Raw genomic sequence first — 21,510 nt, 5'->3', positions numbered from 1 at the left:
TACCCTCCATCTAGACCGAAAGCCGGATGTCACGAATACCAGAAATGGAATGTGGACAGCCGGCTTCCGAGGAAAAAGTTAATTAAAATAATGAGAAACGCTGCCGCATTAATAAATGCAAGCGTTCTTCCTGAGCATTCTTTTCTTACTTTTACATATAAAAAAATGCTGTATATCAATAGTAAAACAAATGACGCAATAATTTTCAAATCAAACCAACTGACATCCGGTAATTTAAGTGTTTTCCAAACGAGTCCAAGAATGAGACTGAGCAAGAGAAGCGGTACGCCCATTGCATTTAAGATGACCGACAACTTTTCGAGCTGACCGAGATCGCCAAGACGCCAGAGACGCTCATTCCATTTTTTCGTTTTTAGCAGACGATATTGAAGTAAATATAGTGCTGAGAAAATGAATGAAAGAGAAAAAGCGCCGTATGACAAAATCGCCATCGTAATGTGTATAAGTAAAAGTTCCGAAACAAGCTTTTCCGCCGCCGCCTGCGATTCGACTTGTACGGGCGCAAATGTGTGGATCGTCATAATTAAAAAGCCGATTACATTCGTAAAAAGAACGGTAAAGTCCATTCGAAGTAACTTATTCAAAATGAGCGACATTGTCAGCAGTACCCATGCATAAAAATAAAGTCCCTCAAATAATGTGAGGACTGGAAATCTGCCTGTATTATACATGTAAAGACATAAAAAAATTGTTTGAAGACTCCAAACAATCGATAAAATCCAGAAGGCGATTTTATTCGCCCTCTGGTTTCGTTGTACAAAATCAAGGAAATAGAGAAGTACACTTACTGCATATAAAATAATCATTAGTTCATGAAGCCGGGTCATTCCTTGTTCAAACATTGCGTAACCTCACTTAAAACTGGAGTAAAGGCTTTGCATGAACTACCTGGACGCATTCCTTTTCTTTTACCTGCGACTGCTTTAGTCCTTTCACGTCTTCTTCAAGATTGAAGATTTGCATGAATAGATCAAGCTTCTCTGCTGCACGCTTATCGCCTGCAAGTTCCTTCGCCTGCAAAATAGGATCTTTCAACATTTGATTAACGATGCTTTTCGTATGCTTGCTTAACACTTTCCGGTCACGATCGCTCATATGCGGCAGTTTGCGGTCAAGGCTTTCCATCGTTTCTGCCTGAATCGCTAATGCCTTTTGACGGAGTGCAGAAATAACAGGCACAACACCAAGCAGATTAACCCATTCGTTAAACTCGACGATTTCTTCTTCAATCATAAGACCGATGTTTGCCGCCGCTTTTTCGCGTTCAGCCAGGTTCGCCTGCACAATGCCTTCTAGATCATCAATATCATATAAAAAGACACTATCGAGATCGGAAAGTTCTGGCGAAATATCACGTGGAACCGCAATATCCACCATAAAAAGCGGGCGCCCTTTCCGCATTTTTTGCACGCTTGTCATTAATTCTTTCGTAATGACATATTCCTTTGAACCAGTTGAACTGATTAAAATATCCGCTTCAACGAGCGCACATTGCAGTTCATTCATCGTTTTGGCCTGTCCGTCAAAACGACCAGCAAGCACTTCTGCTTTTTCAAATGTCCGATTCATAACCGTCACTTTTGTTGCACCGCTTCCGTGCAAGTTTTTAATCGCAAGTTCGCCCATCTTTCCGGCACCGATAACGAGTACATGACGCCCGTCAAGTTTCCCGAAAATTTTCTTTGCGAGTTCAACTGCTGCATAACTTACCGATACGGCATTCGCACCGATTTCTGTTTCTGCATGTGCACGCTTAGCAAGCGTAATAGCCTGTTTAAATAATTGATTAAACACGGTGCCAGTTGCGTCTATTTCTTGCGATTGCAAAAAGCTTTGACGAACTTGCCCGAGAATTTGTGTTTCACCAAGCACCATTGAATTTAAACCTGCTGTGACGCGGAAAAGATGCTCGACCGCTGCTTCCTGCTCGTAAATGAACAAGTAAGGCGTAAATTCTTCCTGTTCTATGTTAAACCACTTGGATAAAAATTCTTTAATGTAATAACGACCGGTATGCAGCTGATCAACGACCGCGTAAATTTCAGTACGGTTGCACGTCGAGATAATGACATTTTCGAGCACACTTTTTTGTTTTTGGAGCTCTGTCATCGCTGTTTCAATTACATCTTCTTGAAAAGAAAGACGCTCGCGAATTTCTACCGGGGCTGTTTTATAGTTTAATCCCACCGTAATGATATGCATGTTACTGCACCCCCGAAAACGAATCATTGTTGTTCGTATTATACCACACTTAAATCATTTTTCTCATTCACGAATTGTGAACATATGCTAACATTAAAGGTAGCACTTTTTCATGTATATATCTACATTATAAACATTATCAAAAAGAAACGATTTTTGCAATAGAATCATTTGGAAAGCGGGGACTTTGATGATGAATGGACAGCGTATTTTTCCAGGCTTTATTTTAATCGGATTCGGCTTGTACTTTTTTTTCCAGCAGTCCGCCATTTTATGGGTGAAACCTTACCTTGGCTGGCCGGCACTTTTGCTCATTACTGGTATCGCTTTTTTGGCAGAAGGCTATAAAAGTGACGGGAACGGCATTTTAGCAGGTACCGTGTTAACTGGATTTGGTATTCATTTTTATGTGATCGACTACCTCGGCTGGTGGGCTAATGACACCGGCGTGTTTATTTTAATTATCGCACTTGGTTTTTTATTGCAGTATCAAAAAACAGGCAGCGGCTTGTTTCATGGCATTCTTTTTTTAACGTTGGCTGCTATAGCGCTGTTTTACGGTACCATCACGAGCTGGTTCGGACTTCTTGAAGAAAAAGCGTTCTCTATCTGGCAGTTTTGGCCGTTCATTTTAATTGCAGCCGGCGGATATTTACTGTTTGTAAAGAAGAGTGTCGGAAAATCATCGAAATATTGATCACGCATGTCGTTTATGCTTATTTCTGATCAGGTGCATAGATTTGTGACCACTTACTGTCCTTTCGGATTATTTAGTTCCTTTTATGACCGATTTATTACTATTTCTGCTCACTAAAGCAACTATTTAACTGCTCAAGTCGCTTTCTGGCTAGTAAGAAAAAGCTGCTCCCATTCATGAACGGGAACAGCTTTTTTTATTCACTTTCTTCACGATTTGCTTTTTCATATTCTTTATCATTGTACATTCTTCTCTTGACAGCTTTCCATACTTCTTCTTTTCCAAGTCCTGTTTCCGATGAAAAGACGATGATTTCATCAAGTGGATCAAAGTCGAGTGTTTCTTTGACGACTTTTAAATGCTTCTGCCACTTGCCTTTTGGAATTTTGTCCGCTTTCGTCGCAATAACAATCGCTGGAATTTCGTTGTGCTTCAAAAAGTCATACATAACGACATCATCTGCTGACGGCGCATGCCGCAAATCAACAATGTGGATACAAGCCGCAAGCTGTGGGCGATCCGCCATATATGTTTCAATCATCGGACCCCATAATGCTCGTTCCGTCTTTGCCACTTTCGCATAACCATAACCCGGAACGTCGACGAAAAACAGAGTGTCTTCAATTTTATAAAAATTGAGTGTCTGCGTTTTTCCTGGTTTCGATGAAATACGCGCCATACTTTTTCGGCCGATCATTCGGTTAATAAATGACGACTTCCCAACATTTGAACGGCCGGCCAGTGCAAACTCAGGCAATCCGATATCCGGATATTGATGTGGTTTTGCGGCACTGATGACCAGTTCTACGTTATTTACTTTCATTTATTGCTTCCTCCGATCGCGATGTCCAGCACTTCATCCATCGTCGAAACTGTTAAAAATGTCAGCCCCTCGCGGATACTTTTCGGCACATCATCGATATCTTTTTCATTATCTTTTGGCAAAATAATTGTTTTTAGTCCCGCACGGTGCGCACCGAGTGATTTTTCTTTTACACCGCCAATTGGCAAGACACGTCCACGCAATGTAATTTCACCCGTCATCCCAACGTCACGGCGCACAGGTCGGCCTGTTAAAGCGGAAATGAGTGCAATAGCCATCGTAATACCGGCAGATGGACCGTCTTTTGGGACTGCGCCTTCCGGAACGTGAATGTGAATATCATGATGCTCATGGAAATTTGCTTCAATCCCAAGTTCAGTTGCTTTAGAACGCACATAACTGAATGCAGTCTGCGCCGATTCTTTCATCACATCACCAAGCTTACCGGTCAAAATCAGTTTGCCTTTTCCAGGTGAAAGTGATACTTCAATTTGCAAGGTGTCGCCGCCAACCGTCGTATACGCCAGACCATTCGCCACACCAACTTGATCTTCTGTATCCGCCTGACCGTAACGGAAAATGCGTTTGCCAAGATAATCCTGCAAATTTTTATCAGTAACGGTGATCCGCTTTTTCTCATTGGACACAATTTTCTTTGCTGCTTTCCGGCAAATAGCCGCCAGCTGACGCTCAAGACTACGAACACCCGCTTCACGCGTGTAGTAGCGAACGACATCAAAGATAGCTTCTTCTTTTAATCGAATTTGATTACCTGTCAATCCATTTTCTTTTACTTGCTTCGGAAATAAGTGATCTTTTGCGATATGAACTTTCTCGACTTCTGTATAACCAGCAATTGAAATAATCTCCATCCGGTCGCGCAAAGGTCCCGGAATCGCGCTTAAATCATTCGCTGTCGCAATGAACATTACATTCGATAAATCATATGTTTCTTCAATGTAATGGTCGCTGAAGTTCGCATTTTGTTCCGGATCGAGTACTTCAAGAAGTGCGGATGACGGGTCACCGCGGAAATCATTCGACATTTTGTCAATTTCATCCAGTAAAAAAACCGGATTGACAGTACCTGCTTTTTTCATTCCTTGAATAATCCTGCCTGGCATTGCACCGACGTATGTACGTCTGTGGCCGCGAATTTCCGATTCATCGCGAACACCGCCAAGTGAAATGCGAACAAAGTTACGTCCAAGTGATTCAGCAATGGAACGGACCAAACTTGTTTTCCCCACACCTGGAGGCCCTCCAAGACAAAGGATTGGACCGCGCAGCGACTGCGTTAATTGGCGAACTGCTAAAAACTCAAGCACACGCTCTTTCACTTTTTCAAGACCATAATGATCGCGGTTTAAAATACCTTCTGCTTTGATTACATCCAAATCATCTTCGGTCGCGTTTGACCATGGCAGCACGATAAGCCACTCTAAATAGTTGCGAATGACAGCACTTTCCGCTGCACTTTGTGGGATTTTTTCATAGCGTTCCAGTTCTTTCATTGCTGCTTTTTCAACATGTTCCGGCATAGTCGCTGCTAAAATACGCACTGTCAGCTCTTCCACTTCAGACATTTTGCCTTCTTTATCGCCCAGTTCCTGCTGGATTGCTTTCATCTGCTCACGTAAATAATATTCTTTTTGCGTTTTTTCCATCGATGTTTTCACGCGCTGGCCGATTTTTTTCTCTAAATTCAGTACCTCACGTTCATTTTGTAAAAGTGAGATGAGATGCTCAAGACGTGCCTTTACTGAAAATGTCGCTAAAATTTCCTGTTTTTCTTTCACTTTAAGTGATATATGCGATGTAGCAATATCAGCAAGTCTGCCTGGTTCTTCAATATCTGAAACGGAGCTTAACGTATCAGAAGAACCTTTTTTCGACAGTTTTACGTATTGTTCAAACTGCTTCAACAGCATTCTCATGAGCGCTTCTGTTTCGGCATCTTTTTCGTTTTCTTCTTCGTGAACTTCAACGACCGCTTCGTAAAAAGATGTCTGGTCAACGATGGAAATTAATTTCGCACGATTAAGTCCTTCTACGAGAACCCGAATCGTCCCGTTCGGAAGCTTTAACATTTGTTTCACTTTTGTAAGGGTGCCGACCTCATATACATCGTCTCCAGATGGATCATCGAGTTCCGGATCTTTTTGTGCTGATAAGAAAACAAGCTGATCGTTCATCATTGCGGCCTCTAAAGCTTCAATGGAACGATCGCGGCCAACATCGAGATGAAGTACCATTGTCGGGTACACGTGCATCCCGCGCAGCGGCAAAAGCGGTACTGTGTAGATTGTTTCTGCCTTCATGACATATCCCTCCCTGCAAAAAAAACCATCCCACCGTATGTAAGCGGGGTGCTTCTCTTTCTTTTATCTTATCTTATCTTATCGTAAAATGACTAATGATGTCGATGGAAAAGAAGGGACAGCGCCTAAATAGGCACTGTCCCTTTTTAAAACACCTCATTATGCAGATGTTTTATCAGCTGAATCGACTTCATTACCATTTTCGTCCAAAAGACGCGGCGATGTATGATCGGTCACTGCTTCGCTTGTAATGACACATGTTTTAATATCATCACGCGAAGGCAATTCGTACATCACTTCAAGCATAATGCTTTCAATAATGGAACGAAGTCCACGCGCGCCTGTTTTACGCTCAATGGCTTTTTTTGCAATTTCGCGAAGTGCCTCATCTTCAAATTCAAGCTCAACATCATCAAGCTCAAGCATTTTCTCATATTGCTTCACAAGCGCATTTTTCGGTTTCGTCAAAATCTCAATAAGCGCACTTTCATCAAGCTGCTCAAGACTTGAAATAACCGGAAGACGACCAATAAACTCTGGAATTAAACCGAAACGAAGCAAATCTTCTGGAAGAAGTTGAGAAAGAAGTGATTTATCTGCTACTTCTTCTTTTTTCGTATCAGATCCAAAACCAATCACTTTTTGACCGAGACGGCGTTTAATAATTTGCTCAACACCATCAAATGCTCCTCCACAAATGAAAAGGATGTTTGTCGTATCAATCTGGATAAATTCTTGGTGCGGGTGTTTACGTCCACCTTGAGGCGGCACGCTTGCGACCGTACCTTCCAAAATTTTGAGAAGCGCTTGCTGTACCCCTTCACCGGAAACATCTCGTGTAATGGACGGGTTTTCCGATTTACGGGCTACTTTATCAATTTCATCGATATAAATAATGCCTTTTTCTGCTTTTTCTACATCATAATCAGCCGCTTGAATTAACTTCAACAAAATATTTTCAACGTCTTCACCAACGTATCCTGCTTCTGTTAAAGATGTTGCATCTGCAATCGCAAATGGCACATTCAAAATACGGGCAAGCGTCTGCGCAAGAAGTGTTTTACCGCTTCCTGTCGGCCCGATTAGGCAAATGTTTGATTTAGATAATTCTACATCATCCACTTTGCTATTGGAGTTGATACGCTTATAGTGATTATAAACTGCAACAGCGAGTGATTTTTTCGCTCGTTCCTGACCGATGACATATTCACCTAAAATTTCACGAATTTGCGTCGGTTTCGGCACATCATTAAACTCAACTTCTTCTTCTGTACCAAGTTCTTCTTCCACGATTTCTGTGCAGAGCTCAATACACTCGTCGCAAATATATACCCCCGGCCCAGCTACGAGTTTACGCACCTGATCCTGTGATTTTCCGCAAAACGAACATTTTAACTGTCCTTTTTCTTCATTAAATTTAAACACCTAGTTCACCCCTTATGCTATGTTGGTGCAGCCGGAAAAATTCAGTAGACCGACTTTTTGACTACCCCTTAATTAAGTTATGTATCGCATTGTAGCACATTTGCCATAAAACAAAAACGAAAAAGCATTTTCCCCTTGTTTTATGGTAGAAAACAAGGCACGATCAAGTCGTGCCTTGTCAGCTTGTCCTTTTATTATGCACTAGTTTTGCTGTTTTCGACAAGAAATTCAACTGCTTTACGAATTTTCAAGTCTGCTTTCATGCCATCAAGGCTGCCAAGCGCTTTTTGAATATCTTCTTTTGAAAGACCAAATTGCTCAGCCATTTTATTTACTTCAGCTTCTACATCTTCATCAGTTGGCTCAAGATTTTCAGCAACAGCGATTGCTTCAAGCGTTAAGCTTGTGCGCACGCGCGTTGCAGCATTTTCTTTCATTTGTGCACGAAGGTCTGCTTCTGATTGACCTGAAAACTGGTAGTACAGATCAAGGTTCATACCTTGCATTGAAAGGTTTTGTGTAAACTCTTGAAGCATGCGGTCGATTTCACTGTCGATCATGACATCAGGAATATCAGATTCTGCATTCGCTACCGCTTGTTCAACAAGGTCATCACGCAACTTTTGTTCAGAAGCGCTTTGCTTTTGCTCAGCTAGTCGTTCTTTAATTTTTGCTGTCAACGCATCGAGTGTTTCCACTTCTTCGTCTGTTTCTTTCGCGAAATCATCATTTAACTCAGGTAATTCCTGTGCTTTTACTTCATGAAGTTTCACTTTGAATACAGCAGGTTGACCCGCAAGCTCTTCCGCATGGTATTCTTCAGGGAATGTCACTTCCACTTCTTTTTCTTCACCTGTTTTCATGCCGATAATCTGTTCTTCAAATCCCGGAATGAATGTACCAGAACCGATAACGATTGAATAGTTTTCAGCCTGCCCGCCTTCAAACGCTTCACCGTTAACGAATCCTTCAAAATCGATCACAACAGTATCTTCATTTTCAACAGTGCCTTCTTCTTTTACAACTAGCTCAGCGTGACGTTTTTGAAGATCTTGAAGTTCGTTTTGAACGTCTTCATCTGTTACATCTGTGCTCGCTTTTTCTACTTCAAGGCCTTTGTATTCACCAAGTTTCACTTCAGGCTTCACTGTAACAGTCGCTTTGAAGATGAATGGTTTGCCTTTTTCGAATTGCTCTACATCGATTTCAGGGCGGTCAACAGGATCAATACCCGCTTCGTCGATCGCATTTCCATACGCTTCTGGAAGAATCGCATCGATCGCATCCTGATAAAGTGATTCAACGCCGAAACGTTGTTCGAACAACGGACGAGGCATCTTCCCTTTACGAAAGCCCGGTACATTAATTGTTTTTACGACTTTTTGGAACGCAGCGTCAAGTCCTTTTTTCACTGTTTCAGTATCAACTTCAACAGTAAGTACTCCCTGGTTCCCTTCTAATTTTTCCCACTTTGCAGACATAAAAAATTCCCTCCAACAATCTATTAATAAAGATGAACGTTCGCCTTATGTATATTCTTTCTGATACAAAAAGGACACAATACGACTTTTACATTATACCATATAGCCACTTTCTTTCAACTAAAAGGATAAAATTTCATCGAGTTCTTTCATAAACGACAGTGCCTTGCCTATCTCTGGGTCAATATTAGAGAGATCGCTCACGGAACGATAGAGCGATTCAATGTGGAGAACAGCAGCATTCGCCCAGACAGATGGTTCTACTTCTGGATCAAATGGATGCATTAAAAACAATTGCTGCTTAATTAGTTCTATTGCTTGCTCAAATAAAACCGGATTTTCCTGGCCAATCGTTTGATCAAGATGTGCGGATGTTTCCTTATAAAAAGGCCGACTGAACACTTCGTCTGTCAGCACTGGAATAACCTCTTTTTCAAAATGAAATTTCCGAACGGTTACATTTTGAGCAGTGCCTATTTCACGAAGCAGTCCAAGCGACATCGATTGAACAAATGGATGCTCTTTCGTATTTGCAAGCATCATGATCAATTCTTTTTCATAAGGCGATGCGCCCGGCGACGCAAGTTCCGCAAGTTTCATCATTTTATCCTGCATCGTGTCTTCTTGTTTAAACAATACGGCTGCCGGGGAATTCTGTTTCGTACTCATCCGATCAGCGAGCGCTTTTAAATGAGCGAAATGTTCATACCGATCTGGGGGCAGCCCTTCTTCAAGAAGCACTCCTAACGTATCCCCCACTTCTTGATAGCATTTTTTTTGAATAAGCATCAATACATGTAAATCGAGAACATCAAAATAGTGCCCTTCACCAGCATGAAGCATACCTCGTGACAATTGAATCCCCTCATCATAGCTTTCGCTTTCATGATACGCAATAAGCAGTGCCATTTTGAGCTCTTCGACACGGTCAGTTTCAAAACGGAGTGCTTCTGTGTATAGACGGATCGCATCACCAAACCGCTTTTCTTCAAGTGCCGCCTGTCCCTCTCTCTCCAGATGACCTAGCGTGCCCGGAAATTGAATCACATTGCCGTCTTTGATCCGCTTTTTCTTCTTCATTTTATTCGTCACCCGTTCCGGATTTTTAATAATTAAAGTGTAGCACGTGATAAATCGAAAGAACAGAAAAAAGACGATCCGCACCATTACGTGACAGACCGCCTTCTTGATTTCTTATGTATGGCGTCCCTCGGAAGGATTTGAATCCCCCATCGGCGTAAAAAAGGGAGTGGATAATTGTGTTAAAGTTACAAACAGATCTTGAAGGGAGGAAAGCTTACAAGGGAGACGCGGCATGATCGAATAAACAAGCAACAAAAATCGACTCTCAGCATAACCTGAGAGCATTCTTTCATTATTGATTAATTGTTTTTGCTTTTGGTGCGACGACAGTAACACCTGTCGTTTCTTCAAAATTATACAAGTTGACTGGAACGTCTATGAAGCGTTCGAGTTCGTTGTAAGCCGGGATACCGTGGTACGACATATCGAGTCCTTCGATTTCTTCTTTTTTCGTCGCACGAAGACCAACTGTTGCTTTAGCAAGATACGCAATGAATAGTCCACTGGCAAAGCCCCACGCACATACAGTAAGTGCGCCTATTAGCTGAACTTGCAAAAGCTCAGATTGACCTGTTGTGAAAAGACCATCTGTTATATCGAACAAACCAACTGCGATTGTACCGAATAATCCGTTAAAGCCATGTACCGCAACTGCACCAACCGGGTCATCTACTTTCATTCGATCAATTAATAATGTACCGAAGACAACGATTACACCACCGATTGCGCCGATTAAGATGGCACTCATTGGCGCAACGAACGCGCAGCCTGCTGTTACCGCAACCAATCCGGATAAAATCCCATTAATCGTCATACTTGGATCCGTTTTTCCATAACGGAACAATGTCAATAAAAGGGCCATCGTACCACCAGAGGCGCCAGCGAGCATGGTGTTGAGTGCGATAATGGCAAGTGATGCGTTGGAGGCATCAAGTGTGCTACCGGCATTGAAACCGAACCAGCCGAACCATAAAAGGAATGCGCCCGCCGATGCGAGTGGAATATTACTTGGTACAAAGACATTGACACTGCCGTCACCGTTAAATCGGCCTTGACGTGGCCCAAGTACAATCGCCATGGCGAGTGCTAAAAAGCCACCCATGCCATGAATAACCGCTGAGCCTGCAAAATCTTTCATACCGAGCTTGGCGAGCCAGCCGTCTGCATTCCATACCCAATGACCGGAAAGAGGATAGACAATCGACGTAAGGAGGATGGCTGTTAGTATATAGGCTTTAAAATTCATTCGTTCTGCGAGCGCCCCAGAAACAATGGAGACACAAGCAATCGCAAAGCCAATTTGGAATAATACGAATGCTGCACCTGGAAGTTCTATCCCTAATTCAATTTGTTCTGGTGCACCGAATAAACTTGTGCCAATGAATCCGCCTGCATCTTCTCCAAACATAATGCCAAATCCAACTACCCAGAATGCAAGCACTGCAACTGTCAAGTCGACGAAAATCTTCATCGTTACATTTACTGCATTCTTCGTCCGCACAAGACCTGCTTCAAGTAAACTAAATCCGCCTTCCATTAATAACACCATCGCTGCGGCAATAATAACCCAGACGGTATTCAAATAAATAAGTTCCATCTTACTCCACCCCATCTTCTGCTAGTTCCGTAATCGTTGTATCAATTTGTTTCGTCCGAATATTGTATGCTTCCATGACAGGATACACAAAAATTTTTCCATCGCCGGCTTCACCAGTGTACGCTGTGTTCATCACCGTTTCGATGACGCGTTCCACCATAAAATTGGATACGATAATTTCCATCTTTACTTTTGGATGCAAATTAACTTTGTAATTTCGTCCCCTGTACACCCCGCTGCCATCCACCTGTTGACCTCGTCCCACGACTTGGGTGACTGTAAAAGCCGTTACGCCAATGTCGTTGAGTCCGTTAATCGTGTTTGTTAACATTTGCGGACGAATAATCGCTTCTACTTTTTTCAAAATAATCACATCCACTTTTTTGAATTTCTTCCGATACATCTATATTAATCATCAATCCGCATGTAAACAATGTCTTTTTGATATCTAAATCATCTTATTTGGGAAACAGTAAGCAAATTGAATGAGAATGAAGATTAACTTGGCGACAAGTTGAGGATAAAAATATCCTTTTACACAGAGTTGAGGACATAAAGAAAAAGGACATCAAAAGACACCCTTTTTTGGTATACATAATAGTTATTGTGGATTTTTATTATTCAAATTATTATTTTTGTGATCTACATGAACTCTATTGTACCCTTTAACCGGGTCTAACTCTCTTACTTCCTCCGACATTCTCTCGTCATTCTGACCGCCCTCGGGCGGGTGTAAGACGTTTTCCTGTGGGTCTGCTTGTGGATTACGCGGTTGTTCCTCCGCGCTTGGAAATAACCCCGCTAACGATTTATCTTCGCGTGCCATTTTCGGATAACCCCTTCCATATTTCGAAATAATTGCGTATAATCTCGTTCTTATCTGTAAATAATGCCGACTCCTGTTCAAGTGTAGTTTTGCCAACTCCAGCTTTGTTCATTACTTCATTCAAAACTCAAAGGCAGCTAAATAAGAAATGTATTCTTTCGCATGACGCGTAATAACCTCAAGAGCCACTTTAACTGTCATTGAATTGCTATATTACCCCAGACTTGTTTAGAATCAATTTCAGGCGTGGTTTGGACGGATTCAGTTAACATTTTTCTCACATCGACCTTTACATCAAGTATCCCTTTTCTTTTTGTCATAACAAAAAACACCTCCATCATCAGGGAAGTCAATAACGGGCAAATTTCGTATAAGACCGTTATACTGACCGTTTCACCTAAATGAATGAAAGTGTTTAAGAAAAAAGACGATCCGCACCATTACGTGTCAGACCGCCTTCTTGATTTCTTATGTATGGCGTCCCAGGAGGGATTCGAACCCCCGACCGACGGCTTAGAAGGCCGTTGCTCTATCCAGCTGAGCTACTGAGACATCCTTAAAGACAATATTTATAATAGCAATGAGTGGAAGAGATGTCAATAGGAATTTAAATATAAATGCGGTAAGGGCACTTTATCTTGATTCTGACCACTCGTTTTTAAAAAGCCCCGCGTGAAACGTGCGGGGCACCCGCTTCCTATCAATCAGCGGTTAAATTTTGTTTGCATTCCTTCAATTTCATGATGTTTTTCATCATAAAAGCGGACGACCGTTTTTTTCTTGTCCACTTCTACAATGGCATACGTTTTTTCACGGCGGCCTTTAGGGAGCGAGATACTGCCTGGGTTTAAGTATATGACACCATCCTGCTGTTCGACGCCCGCTGTATGTGTGTGACCGAAGAAAACGAATTCAGCACTGTTTTCTTTCGCTTTATACGATAGATTCAAGAGTGTCATTTTCACATCATATCGATGACCATGCGTGACGAATACGCGGGCATCTTCAATGCTCTCTAACACATCATTTGGAAACTGATCTTCCATATCGCAATTCCCTCGCACAATCGTATAGCCTTCTAGAGCAGGATCGTCTGCGTTAAGCTCCGAGTCGCCGCAATGAATCATCGCATCGACTTTGTTTGCATAGCGGCGTTTTAAATCTGTTAAAACTGTATTCCATCCGTGGCTATCACTGACAACAAGCAGTTTCATTTCAGTTCACCTTCCAATTCGGTTAAGGATACCTGTAATTTTCGAAGGGCATTTGCCCGATGGCTGATCTTATTTTTTACATCTGGCTCAAGTTGCGCCATTGTTTGATCAAATCCATCTGGAATAAATAACGGATCATATCCGAATCCATTTGTGCCGCTTTCTTCATAAGCAATGCGGCCCTCACAGTTACCTTCTACTATTATAGGTTCCCGATCGTCTGGAAATGAAACCGCGAGAACACATTTAAAACGGGCGCTTCGGCGATCATCTACTGCTCCAGCCATTTCCTTAAGAACTTTCCTATTGTTCGCTTTGTCATCTTTATCAATCCCTGCATATCGAGCGGAATAGACGCCTGGTCTGCCGTCTAAGGCATCGATGACGAGTCCGGAGTCATCCGCAATGGCTGGCTGGCCAGTTAAGTAGGCGGCTGATTCTGCTTTTAAGAGCGCGTTTTCTTCAAACGTTTCGCCTGTTTCTTCTACGTCCGGCAGTTCTGGGTAGTCGATTAATGTTTTGACAGTGATTCCATATGATTCGAACAATTGTACAAATTCTTTTGCTTTTCCACTATTTTTCGTGGCAATTATAACTTCGTTCACTGCTCGGCCTTCCTTTCATTAATAAGGTCTGCCGCAACGCCAAGAACGTCTGACTGAGTCTCGAAAAGTTCTTTCATTCCAGATTGCGCGGCTTCGAGTAGCTGCTGTAGTTCATTCATCGAAAATGTCGCCTCTTCTCCGGTTCCCTGCACTTCAACAAATTGTCCTGATCCCGTCATGACGACATTCATATCGACTGCAGCCTTGCTGTCTTCTTCATAATTTAAATCTACTACGACACCGTGCTCTTTGATGATTCCCACACTTGTCGCTGCCAAAAAATCAGTAATTGGATACGCCTGAAAATCCTTTTCAATGGCAAGTTTATGAAGTGCCAAAGTCATCGCTATAAATGCGCCGGTAATGGCCGCTGTTCTCGTTCCGCCGTCTGCTTGAATGACATCACAGTCGATCCACACAGTACGTTCGCCAATGACGTCAAGATCGACGACAGCCCGGAGCGCTCTGCCGATTAGACGCTGAATTTCCATCGTTCGTCCGGTTACTTTTCCTTTCGTCGATTCACGCATGTTGCGCTGTCCTGTCGCACGAGGAATCATGGCATATTCGGCCGTTACCCATCCTTTGCCGCTCCCCCGCATAAAAGGAGGTACGCGATCTTCAATGCTCGCTGTACAGATCACTTTCGTTTGACCGACTGAAATTAAAACCGATCCTTCCGGATGTGTTAGAAAATGGGGTTCAATCTTTACTGGTCTCAGTTCATATTCCGTTCGTCCATCTATGCGCATCATTCATAACCTCCGTTTTTACTTCGTCCGTTGTCCATTTTCCGGAATTTGCGCGCATCTGTCAAATCTTCATTCTGCTGAAACAATACTTTGTTGATTGATAAACAATGGAGCCGTGATAGAAGCTGGTACTTGTTCACCTGTTTCAAGCTTTACATTTGATTTCCCATCTACATGAATGGCCATGCTCTCAATGCCAGCTGATTCGGCAAGTGTTAACGCAAGCGGCTTTAGTACACGGCTGGAAAGAAGCGCTTCTCCGTTGTTTTCTAGAATGGCATCATTAAAATGCAACACAGCCAGTCCTTTTTGTACAGTAGGCGCCTCGACGAGTTTCGTTCCTGGCATGAGCTCGGAAGCAAGGCCGCTTCCCGCATCTGGTCCTTTTGATAGTTCAGCTACTGCTGCTGAAACAAGATCCTTTGTATCAGCTGAAATTCGACGCGTCACCGGCACATAATACGGCCCCTGTTCATTTTGTGCAGAAAAATAGACGGTTAATGGTTTCGTTGCACCTGTTTTGGCATAGCTTGCCCCCATATTAATACCATCTTCCCGCTGCATACCCGACGCTGCAATCGGCATTCCACCGATCGGCATCGTTTGCAATCTTTTTCCATCCAATTCAATTTGAACGCGGTCTGCTTTCCCGAAACCTGTCACTGTCCATGTGATCGCTGCTGCAATATTCGCTTCATCTTCTGGTGCATAATCCTCAAACGCTCCCGACACGCTCACGACAGCTTCTTTCCCTTTTATTTCTACATTTTCAATAACCGTCCCTTCAGGCAGCGGTGTGCGGAATCCATTCCCAATTTCTCCTGTAGCCATGTACTGTAAGGCTGCTTTTTCTTCGTTATCGGCCTGTTCAATAGGCACTGCCTGTGGGACAACAAGATTATTCTCGTCAATTACATACAGTTCGGCCATGATCGTCTCGTCTGCCGATGCCGGACTGTCCACTTCTGATTCTGAATAGACAACGCGCTTCGGCAACTCATCTGTTTCGCTGTCCTGTCCAAATGGATAACTGCAGCCTGACATGACCATAATCGTGGCAACAAATGCTGCTTTCCGAAATAAACGCACACAGATCGCCCTCCTGAATATGCAATGGTACATGTATATGAACCGCTTTTTTTCGCAGAACAAAAAAAAGCCGGCATTACGCCAGCTGAATGTTCTTAATTTGAATGGATGTGTCCCCGAGCCAGTCAGAGGCAATTGTATAAAACGATTTTGTACGACCTGTTGTAAAAAAACGATGTGCCGGCATTTCACCTTCAGCCATCATATCATTAAATTCAAGTATCGAACTGACACCATACGCTGTTTCATCGCCAGAACTAATGACCGATACATCTGGTCCCATGAATTCAGCAATAATCGGTTCTAATAGTGGATAGTGAGTGCATCCTAAAATAACCGTATCAGCAGGAGTTTTTTTCAGTGGCTGCAACGTTGCGGCTACAATTTCTTTTGCCCGTTCACTTCTATACTCACCGCTTTCAACAAGCGGCACAAAATCTGGACAGGCAAGCGGATAAATTTTCGCATCTGAATCTGTCGCGTTAATTGCTTTTTCATACGCACCGCTTTTAATCGTTCCTATCGTTCCAAGGACTGCTATATGGCGATTTTTCGTCTCTTTAATCGCCGCACGTGCCCCCGGCTGAATGACACCGACAACCGGAATCGGCATTTCTCTTCTGATCTCTTCTAATACAACGGCTGTCGCTGTATTACAGGCAATGACAAGCATTTTTATATCGTAACGTTCCAAAAAACGCGTCATTTCCCACGTGAACTTCCGTACTTCACCTGGCAGCCGCGGCCCATACGGACAACGAGCCGTATCTCCTACATAATAAATCATTTCTTTCGGGAGCTGACGCATCATTTCTTTCGCTACTGTCAGCCCTCCGACACCCGAATCAATTACGCCAATTGGTTTGTTCAACAATTCCGCCTCGTTCCACTTTCATTTCAACTTATACTTTTACGAAGAAGACAATTTAGCCTGTTCCCTTCTTCATAAAAAAAATTCATCTTTCCTCGTATATTTTCCCTGTTTTTCGTCTAAAATGCAAGAGAACGGAAAAAGGGAAAAGCAGTGCTGGTTACCAGCACTGCTCATAAATTAATTTCACCAAGCCGCAACAGTTCTACAATCGCCTGTGCACGTCCTTTTACACCAAGTTTTTGAATCCCATTCGAAATATGGTTTCGCACCGTTTTTTCGCTAATTCCGAGAACCTGTGCAATATCATATGTCGATTTTCCGACAATAAGCCAGTCAAAGACCTCTTTTTCCCGTTTCGTTAAGATGGATGCAGCCACACACAATGTCACCCTTTCACAAGCCGGCCTTTATCGGTTAGCCGTCGCTACCATATCATATGCTTACGGTCTCAAATTGGTCGCGGCCATTTCCACTTATCCTTATGAGCGTCTCTTAAAATTTTGAAACAGGAGTCTTACTGCCCGTTAAAATGAGATAAATCTGCTGTACATACAAAAAACCTTCAGCGTTTGCTGAAGGTTTTTGATCATTAATCAACTGCATGGTCACTTCCAAAGAATCTGCGGAATGAATGAACTGTTGCTTCACGGTTTAGTGCAGCAATCGATGTTGTTAATGGAATACCTTTTGGACAAGATTGCACACAATTTTGCGAGTTACCACAGCCCTCAAGGCCGCCTTCACTCATAATTGTTTCCAGACGTTCATCGCGATTCATTGCACCTGTTGGATGAGCATTGAATAATCTTACTTGTGAAAGCGGTTGAGCTCCGATAAAGTTAGATTTGCTGTTTACGTTCGGGCACGCTTCGAGACATACCCCACACGTCATGCACTTAGACAATTCATAAGCCCACTGGCGTTTACGCTCTGGCATACGCGGTCCGGGACCAAGGTCATATGTCCCGTCAATTGGCACCCATGCTTTGACTCGTTTCAATGTGTCAAACATACGGCTACGGTCGACCTGCAAGTCACGCGTAACCGGGAATGTATTCATCGGTGCAAGACGGATCGGCTGCTCGAGCTGATCGACAAGTGCCGTACAGGACTGGCGCGGTTTGCCATTAATATTCATTGAACATGCGCCGCATACTTCTTCAAGACAGTTCATATCCCATGTAATTGGAGTCGTTTTTTCACCTTTTTTATTGACCGGATTACGGCGAATTTCCATCAGTGCGGAAATAACATTCATATTCGGGCGGTAAGGTATTTCAAACTCTTCATTGTACGGAGCAGAATCAGCCGTATCCTGGCGTGTAACAATGAAGCGGACTGTTTTTTGCTCGTTCATTATTTTTTCTCCTCCTTAGTCTTCGTATAATCACGTTTACGAGGCGGAATTAGCGACACATCAATGTCTTCATAATGAAAAGCGGGCGCAGTATTTTCACCTGTAAATGCTGCCATTGTTGTTTTCATGAACTGATCATCGTTACGGTCCGGGAAGTCTGGCTTGTAATGCGCGCCACGGCTTTCATTCCGGTTCAATGCACCGATCGTAATAACGCGGGCAAGGTGAAGCATATTCTTCAGCTGACGCGTAAACATCGCACCTTGATTACTCCATTTTGCCGTGTCATTAATATCGATGTTTTTGTAACGCTCAAGCAATTCGACGATTTTATCGTCTGTTTTCTGCAGTTTATCATTATAGCGGACAACCGTTACGTTCGCCGTCATCCACTCACCTAATTCCTTGTGAAGAACGTATGCATTTTCTGACCCTTTGTTTAGTGACATAATGTCGTTCCACTTTTCTTCTTGCTGTTTCGCATGGTTGTCGAATATAGAAGAAGAGATGGAATCTGCACTTTTCTCTAAACCGCTAATATAACGCACTGCATTCGGTCCTGCGACCATACCACCATAAATAGCGGAAAGAAGCGAGTTCGCACCGAGACGGTTTGCTCCATGCTGTGAATAGTCACACTCACCAGCTGCAAATAGACCAGGAATGCTTGTCTGCTGTTCATAATCAACCCATAGCCCGCCCATTGAATAATGGACCGCAGGGAAAATTTTCATCGGCACTTTACGCGGATCGTCTCCCATGAATTTTTCATAGATTTCAATAATACCACCCAGTTTAATATCAAGTTCATGCGGATCTTTATGAGAAAGATCAAGATAAACCATGTTTTCACCATTAATACCGAGTTTTTGATTTATACACACATCAAAAATTTCACGTGTTGCGATATCACGCGGCACAAGGTTTCCGTATGCCGGATATTTTTCTTCAAGGAAATACCACGGCTTTCCGTCTTTATATGTCCAAATACGGCCGCCTTCACCACGCGCGGATTCACTCATTAAACGAAGCTTGTCATCACCTGGAATCGCTGTCGGATGAATTTGGATAAACTCGCCATTTGCGTAGCTAGCACCTTGCTGATAAACGATGGATGCCGCAGAACCTGTATTGATCATCGAGTTCGTTGATTTACCGAATATGATGCCAGGTCCGCCGGTTGCCATAATAACTGCGTCGCCCGGGAATGACTGAATATCCATCGTTGAAAGGTCTTGTCCAACGATCCCGCGGCAAATGCCTTCATCATCGATAATCGAACCGAGAAATTCCCAGCCTTCATATTTCGTCACAAGACCTTCTACTTCGTAACGGCGCACTTGCTCGTCAAGCGCATACAATAACTGCTGTCCCGTTGTCGCACCAGCAAATGCTGTCCGGTGATGCTGTGTACCGCCGAAACGACGGAAATCAAGAAGCCCTTCCGGTGTCCGATTAAACATAACACCCATGCGATCAAGCAAGTGAATAATTCCCGGTGCTGCTTCTGCCATTGCTTTTACAGGTGGCTGATTGGCAAGAAAATCGCCGCCATAAACTGTATCATCAAAGTGGACCGCCGGAGAATCCCCTTCCCCTTTTGTATTAACAGCACCGTTAATACCGCCCTGTGCACAAACGGAGTGAGATCGTTTTACCGGAACAATTGAAAACAGCTCAACGGGTGTACCCGTTTCCGCCACCTTAATCGTAGCCATTAACCCAGCGAGACCTCCACCGACTATGATAACTTTACCTTTATTCATTGTGAGATTCACTCCCTTTTTTCCAGTTCTGCATTATATTTTTCTATTTACAGAAACCGATTGATTGCCGATATAATTAAACGAATGCGAAGATTGCACGCAAACCGATGATAGATAAAACGACAAAAACAATTAGTGTTGCATATGTAACGACTTGTTGCGAACGTGGTGATACAGCAATTCCCCAGCCAACACAAAACGACCATAGACCATTGGAAAAATGAAAAATAGCTGATAGTACACCGACTATGTAAAATACGAGCATGAATGGATTATTTAAAATATTCTCCATCATTTGAAAATCTACATCTGCCCCGAGTGCTGCCTGGACTCTTGTTTCCCAAACGTGCCATGCAATGAATACGAGTGTAACAACGCCTGACACACGTTGAAGCATGAACATCCAGTTTCGGAAATAGCCATGTGTTCCAATATTATTTTTCGCTGTAAACGCAATGTATAAACCGTAAATAGCGTGGAACAACAGCGGCAAGAAGATGACGAGTGACTCAAGTATTAGAACAAATGGCAAATTTGCCATAAAGTCAGCTGCTTGATTAAACTCATCTTCTCCTTTCGTCGCAAAATGATTGACGACTAAGTGCTGCGTCATAAACAACCCAATCGGAATGACACCGAGCAATGAGTGCAGCCTGCGGTAAAAAAACTCTCGATTGTCAGCCATCATTTTCCCTCCTTATTCTTGAAGCACAACACAAATATTTTCATTATTCGTATACTGCTTCACATGTTTAAATTACGATGTGACAAGCTTCATTTTACTCTCATAAAGTATAAGCGTCAAGGAAAGGTGGGCACATTTTTGTCCAGACCCCGGAACAGAATTTGCTTTTTTCAAGTCTTGCAATTGTATATAATATCAGAGAGAAAGTGGGGAGTTTATTTTGACGAAAGAAAATGAAGAGCAGGAACAGATTGTACAGCCGGATTCGTCCGTCTCCGTTTTTGGTTATGAACTAATTCGCGATGTGCTTCTCGGCGATATTTTAGGAAGCGATGCCGCTGATATTTTATACTGGGGCGGCAAATCACTAGCCCGTCGTTTTCCTTGTGCGGACGTGGACGAGTTATCCGCTTTTTTTATAGAAGCCGGTTGGGGACAGATTGCACTTGTGAAAGAAAATAAAAAAGAAATGATTTATCGCTTATCCGGTGGGTTGACGAAACGACGATTTGATGTTCAAACTGATCCTGCTTTTACGCTTGAAAGTGGATTCTTAGCTGAGCAGATTGCGGCACGATTTGATGCTCCAGCGGAAGCGATCTGCCACTTAAATAAACGCGGTAAGCATGTTGATATTACTGTGAAATGGGAATAAATACAGCGGGCTGTCCACAATAGACAGCCTGCTTTGC

Annotated in this window: 22 protein-coding genes and 1 tRNA gene; 2 read left to right on the top strand and 21 right to left on the bottom strand. The window is 43.0% G+C overall.

Annotated features, from left to right (window positions below):
* Positions 1–29: 29 nt before the first annotated feature.
* On the bottom strand, positions 30–863 hold the full coding sequence (locus AWH49_RS02845; protein WP_018394076.1) for a cytochrome C assembly family protein: 834 nt from the start codon (positions 861–863) through the stop codon (positions 30–32).
* A gap of 13 nt (positions 864–876) precedes the next feature.
* On the bottom strand, positions 877–2,223 hold the full coding sequence (hemA, locus tag AWH49_RS02840; protein WP_063964566.1) for a glutamyl-tRNA reductase: 1,347 nt from the start codon (positions 2,221–2,223) through the stop codon (positions 877–879).
* Between the two features lie 190 nt (positions 2,224–2,413).
* Between hemA and AWH49_RS02835 the strand changes: the two genes are divergently transcribed.
* The gene (locus AWH49_RS02835) at positions 2,414–2,920 is read left to right on the top strand and encodes a hypothetical protein (protein WP_018394078.1); all 507 of its coding nucleotides are present in this window, start codon (positions 2,414–2,416) and stop codon (positions 2,918–2,920) included.
* Between the two features lie 196 nt (positions 2,921–3,116).
* Here the strand turns inward: AWH49_RS02835 and yihA are convergent, their stop codons facing one another.
* The 19 genes from yihA to AWH49_RS02745 form a co-directional block, all read right to left on the bottom strand.
* A complete protein-coding gene (gene yihA / locus AWH49_RS02830) occupies positions 3,117–3,743 on the bottom strand; it encodes a ribosome biogenesis GTP-binding protein YihA/YsxC (RefSeq protein ID WP_063964565.1) in 627 nt (208 codons plus the stop codon).
* A complete protein-coding gene (gene lon / locus AWH49_RS02825; RefSeq protein ID WP_034286261.1) occupies positions 3,740–6,064 on the bottom strand; it encodes an endopeptidase La in 2,325 nt (774 codons plus the stop codon). Before lon ends, yihA begins: the two co-directional genes overlap by 4 nt.
* A 159-nt stretch (positions 6,065–6,223) precedes the next feature.
* Positions 6,224–7,489 carry an ATP-dependent protease ATP-binding subunit ClpX gene (gene clpX / locus AWH49_RS02820; protein ID WP_018394081.1) on the bottom strand — a complete coding sequence of 422 codons (1,266 nt, stop codon included), beginning with the start codon at positions 7,487–7,489 and terminating at the stop codon, positions 6,224–6,226.
* Positions 7,490–7,683: 194 nt separating this feature from the next.
* Positions 7,684–8,970 (bottom strand): trigger factor, encoded by a 1,287-nt coding sequence (gene tig, locus AWH49_RS02815; protein ID WP_063964564.1) that lies wholly within the window; start codon positions 8,968–8,970, stop codon positions 7,684–7,686.
* Positions 8,971–9,090: 120 nt separating this feature from the next.
* Positions 9,091–10,050, bottom strand: a complete 960-nt coding sequence (locus tag AWH49_RS02810) for a hypothetical protein (RefSeq protein ID WP_152333402.1) — start codon at positions 10,048–10,050, stop codon at positions 9,091–9,093.
* Between the two features lie 295 nt (positions 10,051–10,345).
* Entirely contained in the window at positions 10,346–11,650 is a 1,305-nt protein-coding gene (locus AWH49_RS02805) for an ammonium transporter (protein WP_063964563.1), read from the bottom strand.
* Between the two features lies 1 nt (position 11,651).
* Positions 11,652–12,014 (bottom strand): P-II family nitrogen regulator, encoded by a 363-nt coding sequence (locus AWH49_RS02800; RefSeq protein WP_063964677.1) that lies wholly within the window; start codon positions 12,012–12,014, stop codon positions 11,652–11,654.
* 237 nt (positions 12,015–12,251) lie between these two features.
* On the bottom strand, positions 12,252–12,476 hold the full coding sequence (locus tag AWH49_RS02795; RefSeq protein WP_034286265.1) for a hypothetical protein: 225 nt from the start codon (positions 12,474–12,476) through the stop codon (positions 12,252–12,254).
* A 197-nt stretch (positions 12,477–12,673) separates the two neighbouring features.
* Positions 12,674–12,796, bottom strand: coding sequence for a hypothetical protein (locus AWH49_RS20930; protein WP_280512810.1), 123 nt, complete (start codon positions 12,794–12,796; stop codon positions 12,674–12,676).
* A 155-nt stretch (positions 12,797–12,951) separates the two neighbouring features.
* Positions 12,952–13,028: transfer RNA gene (locus tag AWH49_RS02790), tRNA-Arg, on the bottom strand.
* Between the two features lie 152 nt (positions 13,029–13,180).
* Positions 13,181–13,690, bottom strand: a complete 510-nt coding sequence (locus AWH49_RS02785; RefSeq protein ID WP_063964562.1) for a metallophosphoesterase — start codon at positions 13,688–13,690, stop codon at positions 13,181–13,183.
* The gene (locus AWH49_RS02780) at positions 13,687–14,295 is read right to left on the bottom strand and encodes an XTP/dITP diphosphatase (RefSeq protein WP_063964561.1); all 609 of its coding nucleotides are present in this window, start codon (positions 14,293–14,295) and stop codon (positions 13,687–13,689) included. Before AWH49_RS02780 ends, AWH49_RS02785 begins: the two co-directional genes overlap by 4 nt.
* On the bottom strand, positions 14,292–15,047 hold the full coding sequence (gene rph / locus AWH49_RS02775; RefSeq protein WP_063964676.1) for a ribonuclease PH: 756 nt from the start codon (positions 15,045–15,047) through the stop codon (positions 14,292–14,294). Before rph ends, AWH49_RS02780 begins: the two co-directional genes overlap by 4 nt.
* A gap of 69 nt (positions 15,048–15,116) precedes the next feature.
* A complete protein-coding gene (locus AWH49_RS02770; RefSeq protein WP_169815964.1) occupies positions 15,117–16,136 on the bottom strand; it encodes a GerMN domain-containing protein in 1,020 nt (339 codons plus the stop codon).
* Positions 16,137–16,212: 76 nt separating this feature from the next.
* Positions 16,213–17,007, bottom strand: coding sequence for a glutamate racemase (gene racE / locus AWH49_RS02765; protein WP_018394099.1), 795 nt, complete (start codon positions 17,005–17,007; stop codon positions 16,213–16,215).
* A gap of 173 nt (positions 17,008–17,180) precedes the next feature.
* Positions 17,181–17,387 (bottom strand): helix-turn-helix domain-containing protein, encoded by a 207-nt coding sequence (locus tag AWH49_RS02760; RefSeq protein WP_094777131.1) that lies wholly within the window; start codon positions 17,385–17,387, stop codon positions 17,181–17,183.
* A 212-nt stretch (positions 17,388–17,599) separates the two neighbouring features.
* On the bottom strand, positions 17,600–18,367 hold the full coding sequence (gene sdhB / locus AWH49_RS02755) for a succinate dehydrogenase iron-sulfur subunit (protein WP_018394102.1): 768 nt from the start codon (positions 18,365–18,367) through the stop codon (positions 17,600–17,602).
* The gene (sdhA, locus tag AWH49_RS02750) at positions 18,367–20,133 is read right to left on the bottom strand and encodes a succinate dehydrogenase flavoprotein subunit (protein WP_018394103.1); all 1,767 of its coding nucleotides are present in this window, start codon (positions 20,131–20,133) and stop codon (positions 18,367–18,369) included. Before sdhA ends, sdhB begins: the two co-directional genes overlap by 1 nt.
* Positions 20,134–20,209: 76 nt before the next feature.
* Positions 20,210–20,818: a succinate dehydrogenase cytochrome b558 subunit gene (locus tag AWH49_RS02745; RefSeq protein ID WP_063964559.1), complete on the bottom strand. Its 609-nt coding sequence runs from the start codon at positions 20,816–20,818 to the stop codon at positions 20,210–20,212.
* A gap of 220 nt (positions 20,819–21,038) precedes the next feature.
* Here AWH49_RS02745 and AWH49_RS02740 point away from each other — a divergent pair, with 220 nt between their 5' ends.
* Complete coding sequence (locus AWH49_RS02740) at positions 21,039–21,473, top strand: YslB family protein (protein WP_034286271.1); 435 nt, start codon at positions 21,039–21,041, stop codon at positions 21,471–21,473.
* Positions 21,474–21,510 lie beyond the last annotated feature (37 nt).

Source organism: Domibacillus aminovorans, from assembly GCF_001643235.1.
Lineage (GTDB): Bacteria > Bacillota > Bacilli > Bacillales > Domibacillaceae > Domibacillus > Domibacillus aminovorans.
The sequence above is the reverse complement of the archived record's forward strand: the minus strand, read 5'-3'. Positions and strand labels throughout refer to the sequence as shown.